The 21155-nt window shown below is 53.0% G+C and carries 23 protein-coding genes and 1 riboswitch; of the genes, 8 read left to right on the forward strand and 15 right to left on the reverse strand.

The genetic code is table 11. The annotated features are described in order from the left end of the window. Positions 1 to 42: 42 nt before the first annotated feature. Both ychF and pth read right to left on the reverse strand, forming a co-directional pair. Positions 43 to 1137 carry a redox-regulated ATPase YchF gene (ychF, locus tag FDX19_RS03905; RefSeq protein ID WP_005122324.1) on the reverse strand — a complete coding sequence of 365 codons (1095 nt, stop codon included), beginning with the start codon at positions 1135 to 1137 and terminating at the stop codon, positions 43 to 45. A gap of 115 nt (positions 1138 to 1252) precedes the next feature. Next, positions 1253 to 1837 (reverse strand): aminoacyl-tRNA hydrolase, encoded by a 585-nt coding sequence (pth, locus tag FDX19_RS03910; protein WP_137381674.1) that lies wholly within the window; start codon positions 1835 to 1837, stop codon positions 1253 to 1255. Between the two features lie 274 nt (positions 1838 to 2111). Between pth and ychH the strand changes: the two genes are divergently transcribed. Continuing rightward, entirely contained in the window at positions 2112 to 2390 is a 279-nt protein-coding gene (gene ychH / locus FDX19_RS03915; protein WP_048211449.1) for a stress-induced protein YchH, read from the forward strand. Between the two features lie 46 nt (positions 2391 to 2436). On the opposite strand, the gene FDX19_RS03920 is transcribed toward ychH, so the two are convergent. The 12 genes from FDX19_RS03920 to lolB all read right to left on the reverse strand — a co-directional run bounded on the left by FDX19_RS03920 (position 2437) and on the right by lolB (position 14215). Then, on the reverse strand, positions 2437 to 3246 hold the full coding sequence (locus tag FDX19_RS03920) for a cytochrome c1 (protein ID WP_137381675.1): 810 nt from the start codon (positions 3244 to 3246) through the stop codon (positions 2437 to 2439). A gap of 4 nt (positions 3247 to 3250) precedes the next feature. After that, on the reverse strand, positions 3251 to 4423 hold the full coding sequence (locus tag FDX19_RS03925) for a cytochrome b N-terminal domain-containing protein (protein ID WP_137381676.1): 1173 nt from the start codon (positions 4421 to 4423) through the stop codon (positions 3251 to 3253). A gap of 1 nt (position 4424) precedes the next feature. Continuing rightward, positions 4425 to 4976 (reverse strand): ubiquinol-cytochrome c reductase iron-sulfur subunit, encoded by a 552-nt coding sequence (petA, locus tag FDX19_RS03930; protein WP_137381677.1) that lies wholly within the window; start codon positions 4974 to 4976, stop codon positions 4425 to 4427. Positions 4977 to 5000: 24 nt separating this feature from the next. Next, positions 5001 to 5441 (reverse strand): pseudoazurin, encoded by a 441-nt coding sequence (locus FDX19_RS03935; RefSeq protein ID WP_137381678.1) that lies wholly within the window; start codon positions 5439 to 5441, stop codon positions 5001 to 5003. Positions 5442 to 5459: 18 nt separating this feature from the next. Then, positions 5460 to 6239, reverse strand: coding sequence for an ABC transporter ATP-binding protein (locus tag FDX19_RS03940; protein ID WP_137381679.1), 780 nt, complete (start codon positions 6237 to 6239; stop codon positions 5460 to 5462). After that, positions 6236 to 7300, reverse strand: a complete 1065-nt coding sequence (locus FDX19_RS03945; protein WP_137381680.1) for an iron ABC transporter permease — start codon at positions 7298 to 7300, stop codon at positions 6236 to 6238. The genes FDX19_RS03940 and FDX19_RS03945 overlap by 4 nt, the downstream gene beginning before the upstream one ends. Before the next feature lie 65 nt (positions 7301 to 7365). Then, a complete protein-coding gene (locus FDX19_RS03950) occupies positions 7366 to 8418 on the reverse strand; it encodes an ABC transporter substrate-binding protein (protein ID WP_137381870.1) in 1053 nt (350 codons plus the stop codon). Positions 8419 to 8628: 210 nt separating this feature from the next. Continuing rightward, positions 8629 to 8859: riboswitch (cobalamin riboswitch) on the reverse strand. Between the two features lie 242 nt (positions 8860 to 9101). After that, the gene (locus FDX19_RS03955) at positions 9102 to 9617 is read right to left on the reverse strand and encodes a GNAT family N-acetyltransferase (RefSeq protein ID WP_137381681.1); all 516 of its coding nucleotides are present in this window, start codon (positions 9615 to 9617) and stop codon (positions 9102 to 9104) included. A 108-nt stretch (positions 9618 to 9725) separates the two neighbouring features. Beyond that, positions 9726 to 11405: a C4-dicarboxylic acid transporter DauA gene (gene dauA / locus FDX19_RS03960; protein ID WP_137381682.1), complete on the reverse strand. Its 1680-nt coding sequence runs from the start codon at positions 11403 to 11405 to the stop codon at positions 9726 to 9728. A gap of 124 nt (positions 11406 to 11529) precedes the next feature. After that, positions 11530 to 12477, reverse strand: a complete 948-nt coding sequence (prs, locus tag FDX19_RS03965) for a ribose-phosphate diphosphokinase (protein WP_001518537.1) — start codon at positions 12475 to 12477, stop codon at positions 11530 to 11532. 266 nt (positions 12478 to 12743) lie between these two features. Beyond that, positions 12744 to 13595, reverse strand: a complete 852-nt coding sequence (gene ispE, locus FDX19_RS03970; RefSeq protein WP_137381683.1) for a 4-(cytidine 5'-diphospho)-2-C-methyl-D-erythritol kinase — start codon at positions 13593 to 13595, stop codon at positions 12744 to 12746. Beyond that, positions 13592 to 14215 (reverse strand): lipoprotein insertase outer membrane protein LolB, encoded by a 624-nt coding sequence (gene lolB, locus FDX19_RS03975; RefSeq protein ID WP_137381684.1) that lies wholly within the window; start codon positions 14213 to 14215, stop codon positions 13592 to 13594. The genes ispE and lolB overlap by 4 nt, the downstream gene beginning before the upstream one ends. 201 nt (positions 14216 to 14416) lie before the next feature. Between lolB and hemA the strand changes: the two genes are divergently transcribed. From hemA to kdsA, 6 genes are read left to right on the forward strand one after another with little or no spacing between them, the layout of a single operon-like run. Beyond that, positions 14417 to 15673 (forward strand): glutamyl-tRNA reductase, encoded by a 1257-nt coding sequence (hemA, locus tag FDX19_RS03980; RefSeq protein WP_040233235.1) that lies wholly within the window; start codon positions 14417 to 14419, stop codon positions 15671 to 15673. A 41-nt stretch (positions 15674 to 15714) separates the two neighbouring features. Continuing rightward, positions 15715 to 16797, forward strand: a complete 1083-nt coding sequence (gene prfA, locus FDX19_RS03985; RefSeq protein WP_061068026.1) for a peptide chain release factor 1 — start codon at positions 15715 to 15717, stop codon at positions 16795 to 16797. Further along, positions 16797 to 17630, forward strand: a complete 834-nt coding sequence (gene prmC, locus FDX19_RS03990; RefSeq protein WP_137381685.1) for a peptide chain release factor N(5)-glutamine methyltransferase — start codon at positions 16797 to 16799, stop codon at positions 17628 to 17630. Before prfA ends, prmC begins: the two co-directional genes overlap by 1 nt. Next, the gene (gene sirB2 / locus FDX19_RS03995; RefSeq protein WP_137381686.1) at positions 17627 to 18019 is read left to right on the forward strand and encodes an invasion regulator SirB2; all 393 of its coding nucleotides are present in this window, start codon (positions 17627 to 17629) and stop codon (positions 18017 to 18019) included. Before prmC ends, sirB2 begins: the two co-directional genes overlap by 4 nt. Positions 18020 to 18022: 3 nt before the next feature. Next, complete coding sequence (sirB1, locus tag FDX19_RS04000) at positions 18023 to 18832, forward strand: invasion regulator SirB1 (RefSeq protein ID WP_137381687.1); 810 nt, start codon at positions 18023 to 18025, stop codon at positions 18830 to 18832. 35 nt (positions 18833 to 18867) lie between these two features. Continuing rightward, positions 18868 to 19722 carry a 3-deoxy-8-phosphooctulonate synthase gene (kdsA, locus tag FDX19_RS04005; RefSeq protein WP_048211463.1) on the forward strand — a complete coding sequence of 285 codons (855 nt, stop codon included), beginning with the start codon at positions 18868 to 18870 and terminating at the stop codon, positions 19720 to 19722. Positions 19723 to 19768: 46 nt separating this feature from the next. Here kdsA and bdcA read toward each other — a convergent pair whose 3' ends face one another. Continuing rightward, positions 19769 to 20482: an SDR family oxidoreductase gene (gene bdcA, locus FDX19_RS04010; RefSeq protein WP_137381688.1), complete on the reverse strand. Its 714-nt coding sequence runs from the start codon at positions 20480 to 20482 to the stop codon at positions 19769 to 19771. Between the two features lie 72 nt (positions 20483 to 20554). On the opposite strand from bdcA, the gene FDX19_RS04015 reads away from it, so the two are divergent. Then, the gene (locus FDX19_RS04015; RefSeq protein WP_137381689.1) at positions 20555 to 21148 is read left to right on the forward strand and encodes a TetR/AcrR family transcriptional regulator; all 594 of its coding nucleotides are present in this window, start codon (positions 20555 to 20557) and stop codon (positions 21146 to 21148) included. Positions 21149 to 21155 lie beyond the last annotated feature (7 nt).

Raw genomic sequence — 21155 nt, forward strand, 5'->3', positions numbered from 1 at the left:
TGATGAGGTCTTCTATGGAGCCTCATCAGACAGCAGAAATGATTAGACGTTGAACAGGAAGTTCATCACATCGCCATCTTTAACGATGTAATCTTTACCTTCTGCACGCATCTTGCCGGCTTCTTTCGCGCCTTGCTCACCTTTATAGGTGATGAAGTCTTCAAACGCGATAGTTTGTGCACGGATAAAGCCTTTCTCGAAGTCGGTGTGGATCTTACCGGCTGCCTGCGGAGCGGTTGCGCCGACAGGGATGGTCCACGCACGGACTTCTTTCACGCCCGCGGTGAAGTAGGTCTGCAGGTTCAGCAGTTCGTAGCCTGCGCGGATAACGCGGTTCAGGCCAGGCTCTTCCAGGCCCAGTTCAGCCATAAATTCGTCACGGTCAGCATCGTCGAGTTCAGCGATGTCCGCTTCAACAGCGGCACAAACGGCAACCACGACAGAACCTTCAGCGTCGGCGATTTCGCGAACTTTATCGAGGTACGGGTTGTTTTCAAAACCGTCTTCGTTCACGTTGGCAATATACATGGTTGGCTTCAGCGTCAGGAAGCTCAGGTATTTGATGGCTGCCTTGTCTTCGTCAGTCAGGTTTTTCAGCGCACGCAGCATACCGGCGTTTTCCAACTGCGGCAGGCATTTTTCCAGCGCAGCCAGTTCTGCTTTAGCGTCTTTATCACCGCCTTTGGCTTTCTTCTGTACGCGGTGGATAGCACGCTCGCAGGTGTCGAGGTCGGACAGTGCCAGTTCGGTGTTGATAACATCGATATCGTCAGCCGGATCCACTTTGTTGTTAACGTGGATAATGTTGTCGTTTTCGAAGCAGCGAACAACGTGACCGATAGCTTCTGTTTCACGAATGTTGGTCAGGAACTGGTTACCCAGGCCTTCACCTTTGGATGCGCCTTTTACCAGGCCCGCGATATCCACGAATTCCATTGTGGTTGGCAGGATACGCTGCGGTTTGACGATTTCGGCCAGTTGATCCAGACGAGGATCGGGCATCGGGACAACACCCGTGTTCGGCTCGATAGTACAGAACGGGAAGTTTGCCGCTTCAATACCCGCTTTTGTGAGCGCGTTGAACAGGGTGGATTTGCCTACGTTTGGCAAACCGACGATACCGCATTTGAATCCCATGTTTAAATCACCTTAATCTTTTGATATTCAACCTGTTATGGAAAACAGATTGTAGAAATGGAAACAACTCCGCCTATTATACACAGCACGCGAGAAAAATGCCGCACATCGCTGCTTATTGCGCTTTAAAGGTGTGTAACCGGCTCGTTGCTTTGGTCAGTCCATCTTTGAATAAAATCTCGGTACAACGTGCCGCTTCGTCAATGGCGTCATCAATTAACTTCTGTTCTGAAACAGGCGGTTTGCCTAAAACAAAACCGACAACTTTATTTTTATCGCCCGGATGGCCGATTCCAATGCGTAAACGATGAAAGTTAGGGTTATTACCTAACTTGCTGATGATGTCTTTCAGGCCGTTATGTCCGCCATGACCGCCGCCGAGCTTAAATTTGGCGACGCCGGGCGGCAGATCTAATTCATCGTGGGCGACCAGAATTTCATCAGGGTTAATGCGATAAAAGCTGGCCATCGCGCCAACGGCTTTGCCGCTCAGATTCATAAATGTGGTCGGTACCAGCAGGCGGACATCTTCACCTTCGAGCGTGACTCTGGAGGTGTAGCCGAAGAATTTCGGCTCATCGCGCAGGGGCGCACGGAGTCTCTCTGCCAGTAAATCGACGTACCATGCGCCTGCATTATGTCGCGTTGCCGCATACTCTGCGCCGGGATTCGCCAGGCCGACAATCAATTTAATCGCCACGTAATTTGTCCTGAGTGTGTCTATAACCGGCGTGTAGTTTACTGTTTGCCGACGCGCTTGACAAAAAACTGCGAGGGTCGCACCGAAAACAGAATAATTGCGGGAATGGACTATTAGAAATTGAGGGTGTTCAGTAGCTTATTTGTAAAGTTTTGTTGCGTTGGTGTTTGTATTTGTGATCACAGGCGCACTTGCGAATGGCAGTGTTGTCTATACTTTACACATAAGGATTAGGGGTATTCCCTGTAACAACCCAAAGTTCCGGAGGTGACACATGAAACGCAAAAACGCTTCGTTACTCGGTAACGTGCTCATGGCTTTAGGGTTGGTGGTGATGGTCGGTGGTGTTGGTTACTCTATTTTAAACCAGTTACCGCAATTTAATCTGCCACAGTTTTTCGCACATGGTGCCGTGCTCAGTATTTTTGTTGGCGGCGTCCTCTGGCTGGCGGGTGCCCGCGTCGGTGGACATGAGCAAATCAGTGACCGCTACTGGTGGGTTCGCCATTACGACAAACGCTGCCGTCGTAATGATAGCCAACGCCACAGCTAAGAGCTGACATAACCTGCAGACCAGCCAGCGTCTCGCTGACTGGTCGTTAGTATTTCTCGTTGCTGCGCGAGCGGGATCGCATGTGCTGTAACAGTGCTAATAACGCCAGCATACCCGCCAGATATCCCATAACGACCGCTCCCTGATGTTTTCTACTCTCAAGCTGCGGGTCAGCAGCCCACGCCAGAAACGCGGTGACATCGCGTGCGTACTGTTCTTCCGTTTGGGGAACATGCGTTTGCATAGCCCAGGTGATGTCATTGTCAGCCAGCGGTTTGGGCATATTAACCATCCCGCCAGGGAAAAAACGGTTGGTTTTCATCTCCGGGTCATCGGTTGCATACCCGGTCAGCAGCGCATAAACGTAATCAGCGCCTTGCTCGGTGTAGGGGGTGAACGCATCCAGTAAAAATCGCGGGAACCCGCGGTCGTAGGTTCGTGCTCGAACGATATAGCTCAGGTCAACCGGCAGCGCGCCATTATTAAGGTATTTTGCTTCCTGTTCATTCAGATAAGGTGACGCGAAAACATCGTTCAGATTGCCTTCCCGTTCGCCGGGTTGACCGTCGTCTTCAATTGTCGCGAAGACGTAGCCGCTGGCCAGTGCTTTGGCCTCCGCCTCACTGAGTTGTGGCCCTCCAGCTTTAGTTAACGTTTTGAAAGTGAGATATTTCATACCGTGGCAGGCCCGGCATTTCTCTTCATAGACCTGCAGCCCGCGTCGCAGTTGTTCGCTATCGTGTTTACCGTTCATGCCGCTAAACGACCATGTCTGCGCGGTGGGTAGCTGTGCGTAAATCGCATTGCTCAAGAAAAGAGCCAGAGTCAGAGTTACAGTAGTTAGAAGTCGCGCCATGATGTCAGTCCTGTCGTTCCAGTAAACGTCGGCACGGCAGCACAAGCAGAAACCATGCAAAATAAATAACTGTTGAAAGCTGAGACGCCGCGCGTGTCCAGCCATCGTCATCGCTAAAACCCCCAATTAAGTCCGGCCCAACCAATGCTTTTGAGCCCAACCAACCCAAAAAGAGCGCATTGGCGACCCAAAGCCAAAAAAAGGTTTTAACCAGCCGACTGTTATTGCGAAACCGTGCGTGTGACGTATCCAGCCAGGGGAGAAAATAGAAAATCAGTACCGCAGCGCACATCGCAGTGATGCCTGCCAGTTCATTGGGGAAGCAGCGCAAAATGGAGAAGAAAGGCAGGAAGTACCATTCAGGTGCGACGATAGCCGGTGTGAGTGTCGGGTCTGCTGGAATAAAGTTATCGGCGCTGCTGAGATAGTGCGGCGCGAAAAACAGAAACCAGGCGAACAGCATTAAAAAGAGGGTGAGTTTGATAGCATCGCTTTCGGTGATGCGAAAATCGAACAACAAACGCTGAGACTCTTTGGGCGAAAATGTTTTCTTCCGCGCGTGGGCAAACGCCGACTGGACGGTACGGATGTGCCATATCGTGACCACGACAATGGCGAAGGGAATGATAAAGTGAAGGACATAAAAACGGCCTAATGTCGGCGTGCCGGGCATATAGCCACCGACTAAAAAGGTATATAGCGTATCGCCAATAAACGGTATCGCCCGGGCGAAACTGGTGATGACCGTAGCGGCCCAGTAGCTTTTTTGCCCCCAAATCAGGCTATAGCCGAGAAACGCAGTGATCATCAACAGCACATACAGCGTCACGCTGATTGTCCACATCTTCAGATAGGGTTTGCGATAGACGTTGTAATACATTGCCCGGAAAATATGCAGATAACAGGCGAAGAAAAAAAGCGACGCGCCAATAGCATGCAGATTGCGCACCAGCTCACCGTGTCTGACCGCGCGCAGAATATGAACAATAGAGTCAAAAGCGGATCCCGCTGTAGGCACATAGAACATAGCCAGTACGAGCCCGGACAGCATTTGCACGCCCAGCATGACCAGCAATATGAGACCGATAGCAAAGATCCACACGCCAGCGACCGAGCGGGGGACAGGAAGCCGAAACTGCAGGTGATACCAGGGGGGGGACGGATAAGCGGATTTCATCTCAGGCATCCTTCGTACCAATACGCAGACTCAGGCCGTCAGCCGACACGCTAAAGTCAGGGATGGCCAGATTCGCCGTCGCCGGGCCTCGCGTTACACGCCCGGAGGTATCGAACTCGGAACCATGACACGGGCAGACCCAGCCTTGACCGTTGGGGTTGGCATTGGGTACACAACCAGCGTGGGGGCAGTAACCTTGTACTACCAGCCACTGGGGATGTGCCGCTGCTACCCGCTCGCTATCCGCCTGTGGATCGACCAGTAGACGCAGGTCAGCTTGCCGCGCCGCGGCGATCTCCTCCGCCGTGCGGTGGCGAATCAGGATCAGTTTTCCCTGCCAGATACGCTTCACCGTCTGGCCTGCTGTTACGCCAGCGAGGGAGACATCAACAGGTTCATTTTCCGCCACCGTTTTATCATCCGGACCCAGCGCGGAAATGAGTGGCCAGACGGCGGCGGTTACGCCCGCTGCGCCGACAAATTTCGTCAGCTTGCACAGGCAATCGCGTCGCTGAGTTTGGATTGTTTCGCTAAGCGTTTTTTTATCCACCACCGTTATTCTCCCTTTATGACCGCGTTACTGTTTATCGAGGCGGGTATAAATTTCCTGAAAACGCTTATCGGCAAGACCTGGGGCTTTGAACGCGCGGTAGTTGTCGGGTAACACGGCGTCGCCGACTTTAATCAGCATGATCATGCCCTGCGCGTAGTGCGGTGAACATTTGATGCCGTAGAAACCAGCGTTGTCGTATTTCACTTCAATCTCTTCATCGATTTTGCCGATAAAACCGGGGTATCCGGCGGGAGAGAGTTCGGCAATCGACGCGGCATTGTGGCTCTTATGTTTGCGGATAAACTTCACGCTATCACCAGGCTGGATCGCCAGATAGTCCGGCTCATAAACCATCGGGCCGCCTGTACCGCGGTTTTTCATCAGCACTTGGTAGGTTTGTGCAAAAGCCGTCGAGGTGAAGGCTAACAGGCATAAGATTTGCAAACTTTGCTTAACACGTTTCATTGCGGTTCCTTTCAGTGTTTACGCGGGGCGTTGGTAACGGATAAAACAGCTTGCGTCGTCGGGCGCGTGTTCGACAATCGCGTCGATGCCAAACCAGCTGTTAAGATTTTCACGGGTAAAAATGGCGGCAGGACGCCCCTGCATCGCCAGTTGTCCAGCCTTCATCACCATGATGCGGTCGCAGAACATCGCCGCATGATTCAGGTCGTGTAGGGCGGCGATGACGGTGAGTTTTTCACGTTTAACCAGATTGAGCAGACCAATCTGATGCTGGATATCAAGATGGTTTGTCGGCTCATCCATCAGCAGTACCTGCGGCTGCTGTGCCAGCGCTCTGGCGATGTGCAGACGTTGACGCTCTCCGCCGGAGAAGGTATGCCAGCAGCGATGCTGCATGTTTTGTAGGGAGACTTTTTCCAGCATCGTCTGCACAATATCGTCGTCTTTCCTCGACCACGGCGACAGCAGGCTCAGCCATGGCGTTCGACCAAGCGAAACCGCCTGAATAGCGGTAAGACGCTCGCTGGTTTCAGCCTGTTGTTCAACCAGTGCCACCTTTTGCGCCAGATGGCGGCGTGAATAGCGACGAATATCCTGGTGATTTAGCGTAACGTGCCCGGAAGACGGTTTCAGTAAACCCGCCAGGAGCGAAATCAGCGACGTTTTCCCGGAACCATTGGGGCCGATAATACCGACAAACTCACCGTGCGAGACCTGAAAAGAGACATCATTGACGATGGCTTTGCCTTTGACCTCCCAGTACAGATGCTGGGCGTTTACCACAGGATTAGCGGTCATTTCCCCGGATTCCCTCGTATCAAAATGATGGCAAATGCAGGTGCGCCGACCAGTGCGGTAATCACGCCGATCGGCAAGACCTGTCCTGGAAGCAAGGTGCGTGAAATAACATCCGCGACGATAAGGAAAATGGCGCCAGTAAGAGCGCTGACGGGCAATAGGCGATGGTGCTGATTTCCCACCAGTAACCGCGCAGCATGGGGAATGACCAGTCCGACAAAGCCAATGGCGCCGACGATTGACACCATGATGGCCGTCATCCCTGTCACGGCGGCAATCAGTACGCCACGGGTGCGTTTAACGGGAATGCCCAGCGATGCCGCCGATTCCGCGCCAAATGAGAATGCATCCAGATGGCGGGCGTAGCAAAAGCAAACGACGATGCCAATCAGCGCAGTAGGGATGGCCAGCACGACATCCGGCCAGCGTACCCCGCTGAGATTGCCCAGCAGCCAGAACATGATGCCACGAGCCTGTTCGGCATTGGCTGAACGCGTAATGATGAGTGAGGTAATGGCATTGAACAGCTGCGAACTGGCAATCCCGGCGAGAATGATTTGCGTGGTGGCCGAGCCGCTTTTGCCCCTTGCCGCCATGGCTAATAGCGCGACAAACAAAAATGCCGTCAGCGCGCCAATAAACGCGCCAAGCGACATGGAAATGATCCCTGCACCAAGTCCGGTCAGGGCAATGAGCACCGCGCCCGTTGAGGCTCCGGCAGAAATCCCCAGCAGGTAAGGTTCGGCCAGCGCATTGCGCAGCAGCGACTGGAGAACCACGCCTGAGACCGCCAGACAGGCTCCGCAGCAGGCGGAAACCAGCGCACGGGTCAGGCGGTAGTTCCAGATAATCCCGGCATCAAGCGCATCCACCGTATACTGTGTATCAAACAAGCGGTTTGCCAGCGTATGGCTGACATGCCGCCACGGGATAACCGTCTCACCGATTGAAATGCCCGCCAGAAGGACGCCGCACATCACCATGCTGACCCACAGCGCGTGGAACAGCGTCCGGCTGGCAAGCTGGCTCATGGCATGACGCGTCCTGCGTAATTCGCTCATTGTTTACGACTTCCCGGAATACGAAAGGGCGCTATGCCCGCATAAGGCATAGCGCGCGACGAGTGCTAGTGAGTCGTCTGAGGGTGCGCCAGGCCATATTGCACCAGCGCATCAGAGAGTTTTTCCAGCCCGTCAATGGTTCTGATACCCGCGTTCATGGTCTGCACGTCGATCACCGGCAGGTGGTTTTCTTTCACTGCCGGGATCAGCCGGGTAACAGGATCGGATGTGAGGTATTCCATTTTGACTTTCCAGTCATCGGCCGGGAAGCGGCGACGGCCCATCTCGCCGAGGACGATGACCGATGGGTTGGCTTTGGCAATGGTTTCCCAACCTACCGTTGGCCACTCCTCAGCGGAATCAATGACATTTTTCACCCCAAGAGATTGCGCTATCCACGCCGCGGGGCCAAATTTCCCGGCGACATAGGGGTCAAGCTGCAGGTCGGCGCTGGAGAACCAAAAGACGGCAGATACGTGGTTGTCCATACCGGCAATCTTCGCTTTCGCGGCGGCTTCACGTGCTTTCAGGCTGGCAATCAGCTCATCGCCTTTATCCTGGACATCAAAAATTTTCGCCAGATCGGCAATTTCCTGATAGACCATGGCGATATCAAACATGCTCTTACGCACGCCGTCACCGCCGTCTTCGTTGTCTTTGGCGCAATCGGCTGGAGCGGTATAAACCGGAACGTGTAATTCGCTAAATTGTTCGTAAGAGGCAACTGTGCCCGCAGGGCCAATCTGCCATTCAAACTGACTGGCGACCAGATCCGGTTTTTTCGCAATAATCCCTTCGAAACTCGGGATGTTTTGTGCAATGACCGCAATCTTGTCATTCGCCGCTTTGTACTGTTCAGGTACCGGACTAAACCACAGTGATGTCCCAACAACACGATCGGCCAGACCCAGGGAATAGAGGATTTCAGTACTGTTTTGTCCAACGGTAGTCACGCGTTTTGGCGCATGATTAAACGTAATATCCCTACCACAGTTTTTGATCGTCAGTGGATATTCTGTTTTAGCCGCAGAAGCCATATTGCTGGTCAGGAAGAGTGCTGCGCCAGTCAGTGCCAGAAGTGAAAGTTTGCAATAAGCAGAAGTTATTTTTGCGTGCATTAGCGTTGTCCCGTTCATGCCAGAATCTGAACGTCTGGTCATGGTTCATTTCGTTCCATAAATTCGGGACAGGCACATGACGATAGATGACATCTAATCGTGAACTGCGGGCAAGATAATATGAAAATAAAACATATTGTTGCCAATTTGTTCATAAATTATATTATACATTCGTCAAATAAATCACCCCATGGACCATCCCGTCCACTCAATGTATACAACCTTGACAGCAGGTCTCCTGGCTCGCGGCAATCTGAATATCGGCCTTCCCATAAATGCGTTCTTTACAGTGACCTGTCGTGGATAATCCACGACACAGTGATATTCAGTTTCCGCTTACAGTTGCGGGGGCAGCTATGGCATAAGATTAAAATAATCCGCACCATATTCCGTTTCAAAATGATCAATAGATTCTGAAATACTGTCGGAGGGGACTTTATCGGTATCGAATAGCCCCGTCAACCGCTTGAATAAGTAGGGTTGATACCACTTTTGGTTTTTAATTCAATAAAATCAACTCGTTGCTTTTATGCTTGTGACATTAATTATGTGGAAAGCACAAATGTCGATAAACTAAATGAGAATTGTTTGATGTTGATCAATTAATGTTTTCTTTGCCGAGAAGACTACGATTAATAACGAAATTAATTTTTGTATTTAATTATTTGCGCGGCGTCACATTTTTATTGGTATTTTTCCATGTGCACGATTTGCTGTTCGCCACCTTCATCAAAATAGACGGTAAAGTGATTTCGTAACCAAAATTGATAGCCGCCAGGTAAAAAATGATGGGTGTGCAGGTAGCGTGTTTTATATTGTTGTTGGTCGCAAAATTGTTCCGCCAGCAGGACAAGTTGGCTGCCTATGCCTTGCCGACGATATTCCTGTGCGACATAGCAGCGACAAATTTCAGCAGTTGAGGATAATTGATAACGTCCACGCAGTGCCGGTATTCGATCATCGTACTGGCAGACCGCCAGCGTAGCGATAAGTTGTTGTCGGTTATTCCATGCGCCAAGCAACAGATTTCGCGGTTGATGGAGGTAGTGTGAGCGCAGATTTAATACATCTGTATGCGGTTCAGGTGCCGGTCGGTTGGCGTTAAAATAGAGATTTAAATGGTGGATAATAAACGACTGAACGGCCGAAATATCAGCCTCAGTTATTTCACGGAATATAAATGCAGTATCAGCGTTCATCGTTGCAGATATCATCAGAACCAGGGAAACTGGATAATAGCAACTCAGTCGCGTTTACAGAAGGGAAGTGTTACCGGCAAGCCTGCGCAAGCCGGTAACATAGTATGATTAAATATCAGCCAGCGCGGCATCTCGGTTCGGGAAGAACGTCAGACGACCAGGGATGGGTTGGATACCCGCACGCGCCATGGTGCGTAGCGGCTGGAACTCCAGGTTGCTGATACGCAGCTCACAACCTTCCGGCAGGCGTTTAACAAAACGCTGGAAGGCGTCCAGACCACCGGCATCCAGCACCGGTACCGCGTCCCACTTCAGCACCACAATGCGTTTGCCTGCAATACGCGACTCGAGATCGGTAAATAATCCTTCTGCAGCGGCAAAGAACAGCGGGCCAATAACGCGTAGTACCAGGACATCGTCTGGTACGTCTACGTTGACCGGAGCCAGACGCGTCATGCGCGCAATACGACGCATAAACAGCAGCGAAGCGAGAACAATACCGACGCTGATGGCGATAACCATATCGAACAGCACCGTCAAAGACATACACATCAGCATGACGATGATGTCGTCTTTTGGCGCGTGGCGCAGCAGATCCACCACTTTATGCGCTTCACTCATGTTCCATGCCACCATCAGCAGCAGAGCGGCCATGGCGGAAAGCGGTAACCAGGAAAGTAGCGGCGCAAGCACCAGCAGGGCAAGGATCACCAGAATCGCGTGGATAACCGCAGAGATTGGCGAGGTCGCCCCGGCGCGGACGTTTGCCGCAGAACGGGCAATTGCCGCCGTGGCGGTGATACCACCGAAGAACGGCGCGACGATGTTACCCAGCCCCTGACCAATCAGTTCGCTGTTAGCTTTATGTTTGGTGCCGGTCATCCCATCGAGTACGACGGCGCACAGCAGGGATTCAATTGCCCCCAGCATCGCCATCGAGAAGGCGGCAGGTAGCAGCGCCTGCAATGAACTCCAGCTCAGCGTAAAGTTTGATTCCGGCATATTCCACGGCAATACCAGTTGGGGTAGCAACTGCGGAATACCGTTGCCTTGCGAACCATCAGCCAGAATGTAGTGGAACTGGGAACCGATAGTGGCGACATGCCCACCGCTCAGGTTCACGATCCCCATTACCGCACAGCCTGCCAGCAGCGCCGGAAGGTGGCCCGGCAGACGGATCCCCAGCCGCGGCCAGAAAATCAGGATCCCCAGCGTCACCACGCCAATGGCGGCATCGCCAAAGTTAATGGTTGGCAGAGCCATAAACAGCGCGCCGACCTTCTGCAGGTAGTGCTCCGGGACATGAGCCATCTGCAGGCCAAGAAAATCTTTAATCTGCATGGTACCGATGGTGATACCAATACCCGATGTAAAGCCTAACGTAACGGACACCGGGATATATTCGATCAGGCGGCCAAAGCGAGCGAGGCCGAAAAGGATCAGGAATATCCCCGACATTAGCGTGGCGACCAGCAGGCCTGCCAGCCCAAACTGTTGCGACACCGGATACAAAATCACCACGAAGGCGGCGGTAGGGCCTGATACGCTAAAGCGTGAGCCCCCGGTGAGGGCGATAACAATCCCAGCCACGGCCGAGGTGTACAGGCCGTACTGTGGTGCAACGCCACTGCCGATTGCCAGCGCCATTGCCAGCGGAATCGCAATGATCCCAACGGTTATCCCGGCTATCAGGTCACGTGTAAAACGTGAGGCGGTATACTTTTCTTTCCAACAAGCGTCGATGAGGGCGCGGAAAGGCATCACATGTGAGGAAAATAGTCTGTTCACAATAATGTTTCATCCATGAGCGCATCATCTATCTAAAAAACGATAGTTGAAGTTGGCATAAATCATACAAATAAATAAAACGGATAAAAAAACCCGCCGCAGCGGGTTTTTGAGCCGGGCTCGATTAATGCTCGAACATAGCAGAGATGGATTCTTCGTTGCTGATACGACGAATCGCTTCGGCCAGCATACCCGACAGAGTCAACGTACGCACGTTTGGCAGTGCTTTGATTTCGTCGGTCAGTGGAATGGTGTCACAGACAACGACTTCATCAATTACTGAGTTGCGCAGGTTGTTTGCCGCATTACCTGAGAAGATCGGGTGCGTTGCATAAGCAAATACGCGTTTGGCACCACGTTCTTTCAGCGCTTCAGCTGCTTTACACAGCGTACCGCCAGTATCGATCATGTCATCAACCAGCACGCAGTCACGGCCCGCAACGTCACCAATGATGTGCATCACCTGAGAAACGTTCGCACGTGGGCGACGTTTATCGATGATAGCCATATCGGTATCGTTCAGCAGTTTAGCGATAGCGCGGGCACGCACGACGCCACCGATATCCGGAGAAACCACAATCGGGTTATCCAGGTTCAGCTGCAGCATGTCTTCTAACAGAATCGGGCTACCGAATACGTTATCAACCGGCACATCAAAGAAGCCCTGGATCTGTTCAGCATGCAGGTCAACGGTGAGGACGCGGTCAACGCCAACGCTGGACAGGAAGTCCGCGACGACTTTAGCGGTAATCGGAACACGAGCAGAACGTACGCGACGATCCTGACGTGCATAGCCGAAGTAAGGGATAACGGCGGTGATACGGCCTGCGGAAGCACGGCGCAGCGCATCAACCATAACGACCAATTCCATCAGGTTGTCGTTAGTCGGGGCACAAGTGGACTGGATGATGAAAATATCACCACCGCGTACATTTTCATTAATTTGTACGCTGACTTCGCCGTCGCTAAAGCGACCTACAGCGGCGTCGCCGAGTGAAGTGTACAGGCGGTTGGCAATACGTTGTGCTAGTTCCGGGGTGGCGTTACCAGCAAAAAGCTTCATATCAGGCACGAGAAGAACCTCAGGCATGCGTCCATTGGTGGAAAGAATCTGCCGAAAACTGTGCGGGCCAGGCAGTATCCTCTCCAGGCGGTGTATTAAAGAGCGCGATGCAACGTCTGGAACAGGGTGACGTTGTCACCGCAACTCAGCTTGCCCGGCTTACTCGTCATCATTCACGTTTCATGTGTGCTGGCATCAATTTCTCACCCCAGTCACATACTTTTGTATGTGTCTGGCGATTCGTCATCTCGCCATCTTCCTGAAACCCAAATGATTTAGAGTAGCGCTCTGTGCAATGGGGAGAGGTTTACACCTTTCGCCACAAAGCCTTTGAGCCAATCCGGGGCTTGCTCAAGCACCTGGCGAGCACGGGACTCTGTGTCAAATTCAGCAAAGACACAAGCCCCTGTACCAGTCAGGCGCGACGGCGCGTATTCTAACAGCCAGGAAAGCGCTGCATCAACCTCGCGAAAACGTTTTCTTGCGATAACCTCGCAATCATTGCCGAATTCACATTTTAGTAACGTTTCTATTGACCTTTTTGGCGTGTTACGCGGGAGGTCAGGATCGTTAAAAATCACCGGCGTTGGAATACTGACTCCCGGATGGGCGACCAGGTACCACTTTTCTGCTGGATTGACCGGCGTCAGGATTTCTCCTACTCCTTCAGCAAAGGCTGCGTGACCGCGTACGAACACCGGTACGTCGGCGCCCAGCGTTAAGCCCATTATTGCCAGTTCATCTACAGAAAACCCACACTGCCACAGATGATTCAGTGCCACTAAAACGGTGGCGGCATTCGATGAGCCACCGCCCAGACCACCGCCCATCGGCAGACGCTTGAGAATGCTGATGTCTGCGCCACTGCCGGCTGGCAGGCGACCGCGTTCCGCGGCGGTTTTCATAAGCAGACGGGCGGCGCGCACAATCAGGTTGTCTTCATGCTCAACGCCATCAACGGGCGTTAACAGGTGAATTTCACCGTCGCTGCGAACGTTGATACTCATCTCGTCGCCATAATCGAGAAACTGGAACAGCGTTTGTAGCGTGTGATAACCATCCGCACGTTGTCCGGTGATGTATAAAAACAGATTCAGTTTCGCCGGAGAGGGCCAGTGGGTCATCATTTCACAATCCAGTTATCCATTTTCAGCTTAATGCGCTGGTCGCCGTCGGACAGCTCCATATTTGCCGGCATCGCTGGCTGCGTTTTGCTGTCGTAGGCGCTGTACACGACTTTCCAGCTTTTACCGTCTTTACTGTAATTCACTTCGCTCAGGCGGTATTGATCGTCGAGTTTGTAATCTGTTGCATCGCCTGGCAAGCCAAGGATCCACTGGCGCAGGCTGTTCAGCGGGATAGGCATCCCGGTCAGTTTGCCGATCATTTCTTCAGCGTCGTCAGCGGTGTAGTGCTTGCCTTTGTTGTCGACGAGTTCCACGTTGCCCGGTTGCGCGTTCAGTTCCAGTTCGGTACTACCCAACGGATTGGTCAGCAGAAGACGATAGCGATCCTGGCCAGTTTGCTGCCAGAAAAAGCGGGCATACACTTTCTGCTGGTCGGAAATATAGGCAAACGCACCGCGTGTCTGATATTGGTTCAGTGCGCGCACTTCTTGCTGGTGCTGGCGCCACTGCGGCGAGTCGGGGCTTTTGCCGGGACCTTTCGGCGCGTTGAGCGTACAGGCGGTAAGAACCAGGGCCGCCAGCGGCAGCAGGCGAATCAGGCGAAATTCAGGCAGGGTCATAATGATGACAAGTCCTTGAGATACGTTGCAGTTATAACCCTTAATGCTAGCGCCGACCGTGAATATCGTCTACGGTCACGTTATCTTAATTTAAACCGTAAGCTATTACTCCAAAAGGGGGCAGTCTCTTTTATTGGCCGCACGCATCCTGTATGATGCACGCAGTCTAACCTTATCAACGCTGGTACTATTCCCGCACACATGACCCTTTTAGCGCTTGGTATTAACCATAAAACGGCACCTGTATCGCTGCGAGAACGCGTAACGTTTTCGCCGGACACGCTCGATCAGGCGCTGGACAGCCTGCTCGCGCAGCCAATGGTGCAGGGCGGGGTGGTGCTGTCGACGTGTAACCGCACAGAGCTGTATCTCAGCGTAGAAGAGCAGGATAACCTGCAGGAAGCGCTGATTCGCTGGCTGTGTGAGTACCACAATCTGAACGAAGAAGATCTGCGCAGTAGCCTCTATTGGCACCAGGACAACGACGCCGTCAGCCATCTGATGCGCGTTGCCAGTGGTCTGGATTCACTGGTGCTCGGTGAACCACAAATTCTGGGGCAGGTGAAAAAAGCGTTTGCGGATTCGCAAAAAGGTCACCTGAACGCCAGTGCGCTGGAACGTATGTTCCAGAAATCATTCTCCGTTGCGAAACGTGTCCGCACAGAAACGGATATCGGCGCCAGCGCGGTGTCCGTCGCCTTTGCTGCCTGTACGCTGGCGCGTCAGATCTTTGAATCCCTTTCCACGGTAACCGTGCTGTTAGTGGGTGCCGGCGAGACCATCGAGCTGGTGGCTCGACATCTGCGTGAACACAAAGTGAAGAAGATGATCATCGCTAACCGCACACGTGAGCGTGCGCAGGTGTTGGCCGATGAAGTCGGCGCCGAGGTGATTTCTCTGAGCGATATTGATGCCCGCTTACAGGATGCCGATATTATTATCAGTTCTACCGCCAGCCCGCTGCCTATTATTGGCAAGGGGATGGTAGAACGTGCGCTAAAAAATCGCCGTAATCAGCCTATGCTGCTGGTCGATATTGCGGTACCACGCGACGTTGAACCGGAAGTGGGCAAACTGTCCAACGCCTATTTGTACAGCGTTGACGACCTGCAAAGCATCATTTCTCATAACCTGGCACAGCGCAAAGCGGCCGCTGTGGAAGCGGAAACCATCGTTGCGCAGGAAACCAGCGAGTTTATGGCCTGGCTGCGAGCACAAAGCGCAAGCGAGACCATCCGCGATTATCGTAGTCAGTCTGAACAAATCCGTGATGAACTGACCGCCAAAGCGTTGGCTGCTCTGGAACAGGGCGGTGATGCGCAAGCCATTATGCAGGACCTGGCGTGGAAGCTGACTAACCGCCTGATCCACGCACCAACCAAATCACTTCAACAGGCCGCCCGTGACGGGGACAGTGAACGCCTGAATATTCTGCGCGACAGCCTCGGGCTGGAGTAGCAGTACACCAATCTCATTTTTTACAGGGTGCATTTACGCCTATGAAGCCTTCTATCGTTGCCAAACTGGAAGCCCTGCATGAACGCCATGAAGAAGTTCAGGCGCTGCTCGGTGATGCGGGAACTATCGCAGACCAGGAACGCTTTCGTGCATTGTCGCGCGAATATGCGCAATTAAGTGATGTTTCCCGTTGTTTTACGGACTGGCAACAGGTTCAGGAAGATATCGAAACGGCACAGATGATGCTCGACGATCCTGAAATGCGTGAAATGGCGCAGGATGAACTGCGCGAAGCAAAAGAAAAATGTGAACAACTGGAACAGCATCTGCAGGTTCTGCTGCTGCCAACCGATCCTGATGATGAACGTAACGCCTTCCTCGAAGTGCGTGCGGGAACCGGTGGTGATGAAGCTGCCCTGTTTGCGGGCGATTTGTTCCGCATGTACAGCCGTTACGCTGAATCGCGTCGCTGGCGGGTAGAGATCATGAGCGCCAACGAAGGCGAACATGGTGGCTACAAAGAAATTATTGCCAAAGTCAGCGGTGATGGCGTGTATGGTCGACTGAAATTCGAGTCCGGCGGTCATCGCGTACAGCGCGTTCCGGCGACCGAATCTCAGGGACGTATCCATACTTCTGCCTGTACGGTCGCGGTGATGCCGGAATTGCCGGAAGCAGAACTGCCGGATATCAACCCAGCCGATCTGCGTATTGATACTTTCCGATCATCGGGGGCAGGGGGTCAGCACGTTAACACCACCGACTCCGCAATCCGTATCACCCACTTGCCAACCGGTATCGTGGTGGAGTGTCAGGACGAACGTTCGCAGCATAAAAACAAAGCGAAAGCGATGTCGGTGCTGGGCGCGCGTATTCGTGCCGCCGAAGTGGCCAGACGTCAACAGGCGGAAGCCTCTGAGCGTCGCAACCTGTTGGGCAGCGGCGATCGTAGCGATCGCAACCGTACCTATAACTTCCCGCAGGGGCGTGTGACCGATCACCGCATCAACCTGACGCTTTACCGTCTGGATGAAGCGATGGAAGGTAAACTGGATATGCTTATTGAGCCGATTGTCCAGGAATACCAGGCCGACCAGTTGGCGGCGTTGTCCGAGCAAGATTAATGGACTATCAGCACTGGCTGCGTGAAGCAATAAGCCAATTACAGGCAAGCGAAAGCCCGCGCCGTGACGCAGAGATCATACTTGAGTTTGTCACAGGCAAAGGGCGAACCTATATTCTGGCTTTTGGCGAAACGCAATTAACCGACGCGCAGTGTGAACAGCTGAACTCGCTGGTGGCGCGCCGTCAGCGGGGGGAGCCCGTCGCGCACTTAACCGGTGTTCGTGAATTCTGGTCGCTGCCGCTGTTTGTTTCACCCGCCACGCTTATTCCGCGTCCGGATACCGAGTGCCTGGTTGAACAGGCACTGGCGCGTTTGCCTGCTTCGCCGTGCCGTATTCTTGACCTGGGCACTGGTACTGGCGCCATCGCGCTGGCGCTGGCGTCTGAGCGTCCGGATTGCACGGTGACAGCAGTTGACCGCATGCCGGATGCTGTCGACCTGGCAAACCGCAATCGACTGAATCTGGCCATCGACAATGTGCGTGTGTTGCAAAGCAACTGGTTCAGCGCCTTGTCGGGGCAACAGTTTGAGATGATCGTCAGTAACCCGCCGTACATCGATGAGCAGGATCCGCATCTGGCGCAGGGCGATGTGCGCTTTGAGCCACTGTCGGCGCTGGTCGCGGGCGAGAGCGGTCTGGCGGATATTATGCTTATCATCGACCAGTCCCGTCGTGTGTTGAGTGCGGGCGGTTATCTGTTGCTGGAACATGGCTGGCAGCAGGGAGAGGCGGTACGCGATGCGTTTACCCGCGCAGGTTACCAGGCGGTTGAAACCTGTCGTGACTATGGCGGCAACGAGCGGGTTACGCTCGGGCGCATCCCATCATGAATACGTTCAGCACGCTACTCACTGTTCATCTCGTTAGCATCGTGCTTTCTGTCGGGCTATTCACGTTGCGTTTTTGGTGGCGTTCTACCAATGCACGCCTTGCATCAGCGCGCTGGACGCGTATTCTGCCACCGATCATTGATACCGTTTTACTGCTCAGCGGCGTGGCGTTGATCGCTAAAACGCACATCCTGCCATTCACCGAACAGGGGACATGGCTGACTGAAAAGCTGTTTGGGGTTATCATTTACATCGTTTTGGGTTTTATTGCGCTCGATTACCGTCGGGCGCGCAGCCAGCAGGCGCGACTAATCGCATTTCCGCTGGCGCTGGTGGTGCTGTACATCATCATTAAACTCGCCACCACAAAAATACCGTTACTGGGGTAAGTCATGAGGTCGTTAGCTGATTTCGAATTTAATAAAGCGCCGTTGTGTGATGGGATGATCCTGGCGTCGGAGTCAATCCGTCTGGATTTTCCAACACAAACTGTCTATGACGAACTGGAACGTCTGGTGAGTCAGGCGCAAGAAGAAATTAGCCAGCTCCTGTCTCAGGATGAGCAACTGGATAAACTGCTGGCACTTTTTTATGGCGAATGGGGGTTTACGGACACCCACGGCGTCTATCGTCTTTCTGATGCACTATGGCTCGACCAGGTTCTGAAAAATCGTCAGGGCAGTGCGGTTTCACTCGGTGCCATCTTATTGTGGATTGCTAACCGACTGGATCTGCCGTTGGTTCCGGTGATTTTCCCGACACAACTCATCCTGCGTATTGAATCGCTCGATGGCGAAATGTGGCTAATCAATCCGTTCAATGGCGAAACGTTAAATGAACACACGCTGGAAGTATGGCTGAAGGGGAATATCAGCCCGGTTGCGGAGTTGTTTAACGAAGACCTGGATGAGGCGGATAATGCAGAAGTAATCCGCAAGCTGCTCGACACGCTGAAATCATCGCTGATGGAAGAGCGGCAAATGGAGCTGGCGCTGCGAGCCAGCGAAGCACTATTACAGTTTAATCCTGAGGATCCGTATGAAATACGCGATCGCGGATTAATATACGCGCAGCTGGAGTGTGAACATGTTGCGCTGACTGATTTAAGTTATTTCGTTGAGCAATGTCCGGAAGACCCGATCAGCGAAATGATCCGTGCGCAGATTAATACTATTTCGCACAAGCAAATTGTATTGCATTGATTAATAACAATTTACCTACCGTTTAAGGCGATCCTATGAAACAAAAAGTGGTTAGCATTGGCGACATCAACGTGGCAAATGACCTGCCGTTCGTGCTGTTTGGCGGAATGAACGTGCTGGAATCCCGCGATCTGGCGATGCGCATTTGTGAGCACTACGTAACCGTTACTCAAAAGCTGGGTATCCCTTACGTGTTCAAAGCCTCCTTTGATAAAGCCAACCGTTCTTCCATCCACTCTTACCGTGGACCGGGCCTTGAAGAAGGGATGAAAATCTTCCAGGAACTGAAGCAGACGTTTGGCGTAAAAGTGATCACCGACGTTCATGAAGCCAGCCAGGCACAGCCTGTTGCTGACGTGGTGGATGTGATTCAGCTTCCGGCATTCCTTGCGCGTCAGACCGATCTGGTCGAAGCGATGGCGAAAACGGGCGCTGTTATTAACGTGAAAAAACCGCAATTCGTGAGCCCGGGCCAGATGGGCAATATCGTGGATAAATTCCATGAAGGCGGTAACGACAAGGTTATCCTGTGCGACCGTGGTGCGAACTTTGGTTATGACAACCTGGTTGTCGATATGCTGGGCTTTAGCGTGATGAAGAAAGTTTCCGGTAACTCTCCGGTGATTTTTGACGTCACCCACGCGCTGCAGTGCCGCGATCCGTTTGGCGCAGCAAGCGGCGGTCGTCGTGCACAGGTTACCGAACTGGCTCGCGCCGGTATGGCGGTTGGCCTGGCGGGTCTGTTTATTGAAGCGCACCCGGATCCAGCCCATGCCAAATGCGATGGTCCGTCCGCGCTGCCGTTGGCGAAACTGGAACAATTCCTCACGCAGATTAAAGCAATCGACGATCTGGTGAAAAGCTTCGATGAGCTGGACACTGAAAACTAAGAGCGTTGAACAGGCCGGGGGATATTCCTCCGGCCTGTTATTCCCATCAGGCGCCAAACGCGCCGTCAATAGTATGCATTGCGCCTGTCACAAACCCTGCTTCAGGACCAGCAAGCCAGGCAACCATTCCGGCAACTTCTTCCGGTCGCCCATGTCGTTTTAGCGCCATAAAGCTGTGCATCAGCTCTTTCAACGGACCTTCTGCCGGATTGGCATCGGTATCAATCGGGCCAGGTTGCACAACGTTCACCGTAATACCACGTGGACCAAAATCACGAGCCAACCCTCTTGCCATTCCTTGTAGTGCCGACTTGCTTAACGCATAAGAAGCCATACCGGCGATGGGCATACGGTCACCGTTTACTGAACCGATAATGATGATTCGTCCACCCTCAGGCATCTGGCGTGCAGCCTCCACCGCGGCGTAGTAGGGGGCGTGAATATTAATGCGGAAAAGACGTTCAACTTCATCAGGATCCTGATCCAGCGCGTCGCCGAACAGGATAATTCCAGCGTTAACGACCAGTACATCTAACGGGCCACTTTCCCGCACCCGTGCGATAACGTCCTCGCGTCTGGCGCTGTCGGTTTGCGCCGTGCGGGTGCCAGTCTCATCGGCCAGCGCTTTGGCGGCGTCAGGAGAGCCGGAATACGTGAAGGTGACGGATGCCCCCTCCGCGGCAAAGCGGCGTACAATTGCCGCGCCGATCCCACGACTACCACCAAGAACCAGCACCGATTTACCCTTGAATGAAGACATCAGATACTCCTTGAACAATTATGTAGTGATCGATATATAATAGCCGCATGGTTTTCTGTCAATGGATTTATAATGATCACTACAAAATGTTCGCGTGCGCCGGGGCGACCGCGTAATTTTGACCCGGAACAGGCGGTTGCGACGGTACAACGATTATTTCACGCCCACGGCTACGATACCGTTAGCGTGGCGGATGTCACTCAGGTTCTGGGTATCAAACCTCCCAGTTTCTACGCTGCTTTTGGGAATAAGCTCGGTCTCTATCAGCGAGTATTGAGCCGTTACGTGCAAACCGATGCGATCCCTTTTGACGATATTTTACGTGCCGACAGGCCCGTTGCTAACTGTCTGGCAACGCTGCTTGAGGAGGCGGCACGTCATTACGCTGCCGATCCCGATGCGGCAGGATGTTTAGTGCTGGAAGGAACACATTGCAATGATCCACAGGCACGCAATGCCGCCCGCGCGTTCTACTCGATTGCTGAAAATAAGATCCATAACTTTATTGCCCAGCGTTACCCCGCAGAGGCGAAAAGTATGACCGATTACGTCTGTACCACGATGCTGGGTTTGTCAGGAAAAGCGCGTTGCGGACACTCGCTTGAACGACTGGTATCCAGCGCGCAACTTGCCAGCCTTGCGTTTCGGCACAGGTTTCCTGATTAGCTTTGCA

Origin of the sequence: Citrobacter sp. wls619 (genome assembly GCF_005281345.1) — a bacterium.
GTDB lineage: Bacteria > Pseudomonadota > Gammaproteobacteria > Enterobacterales > Enterobacteriaceae > Citrobacter.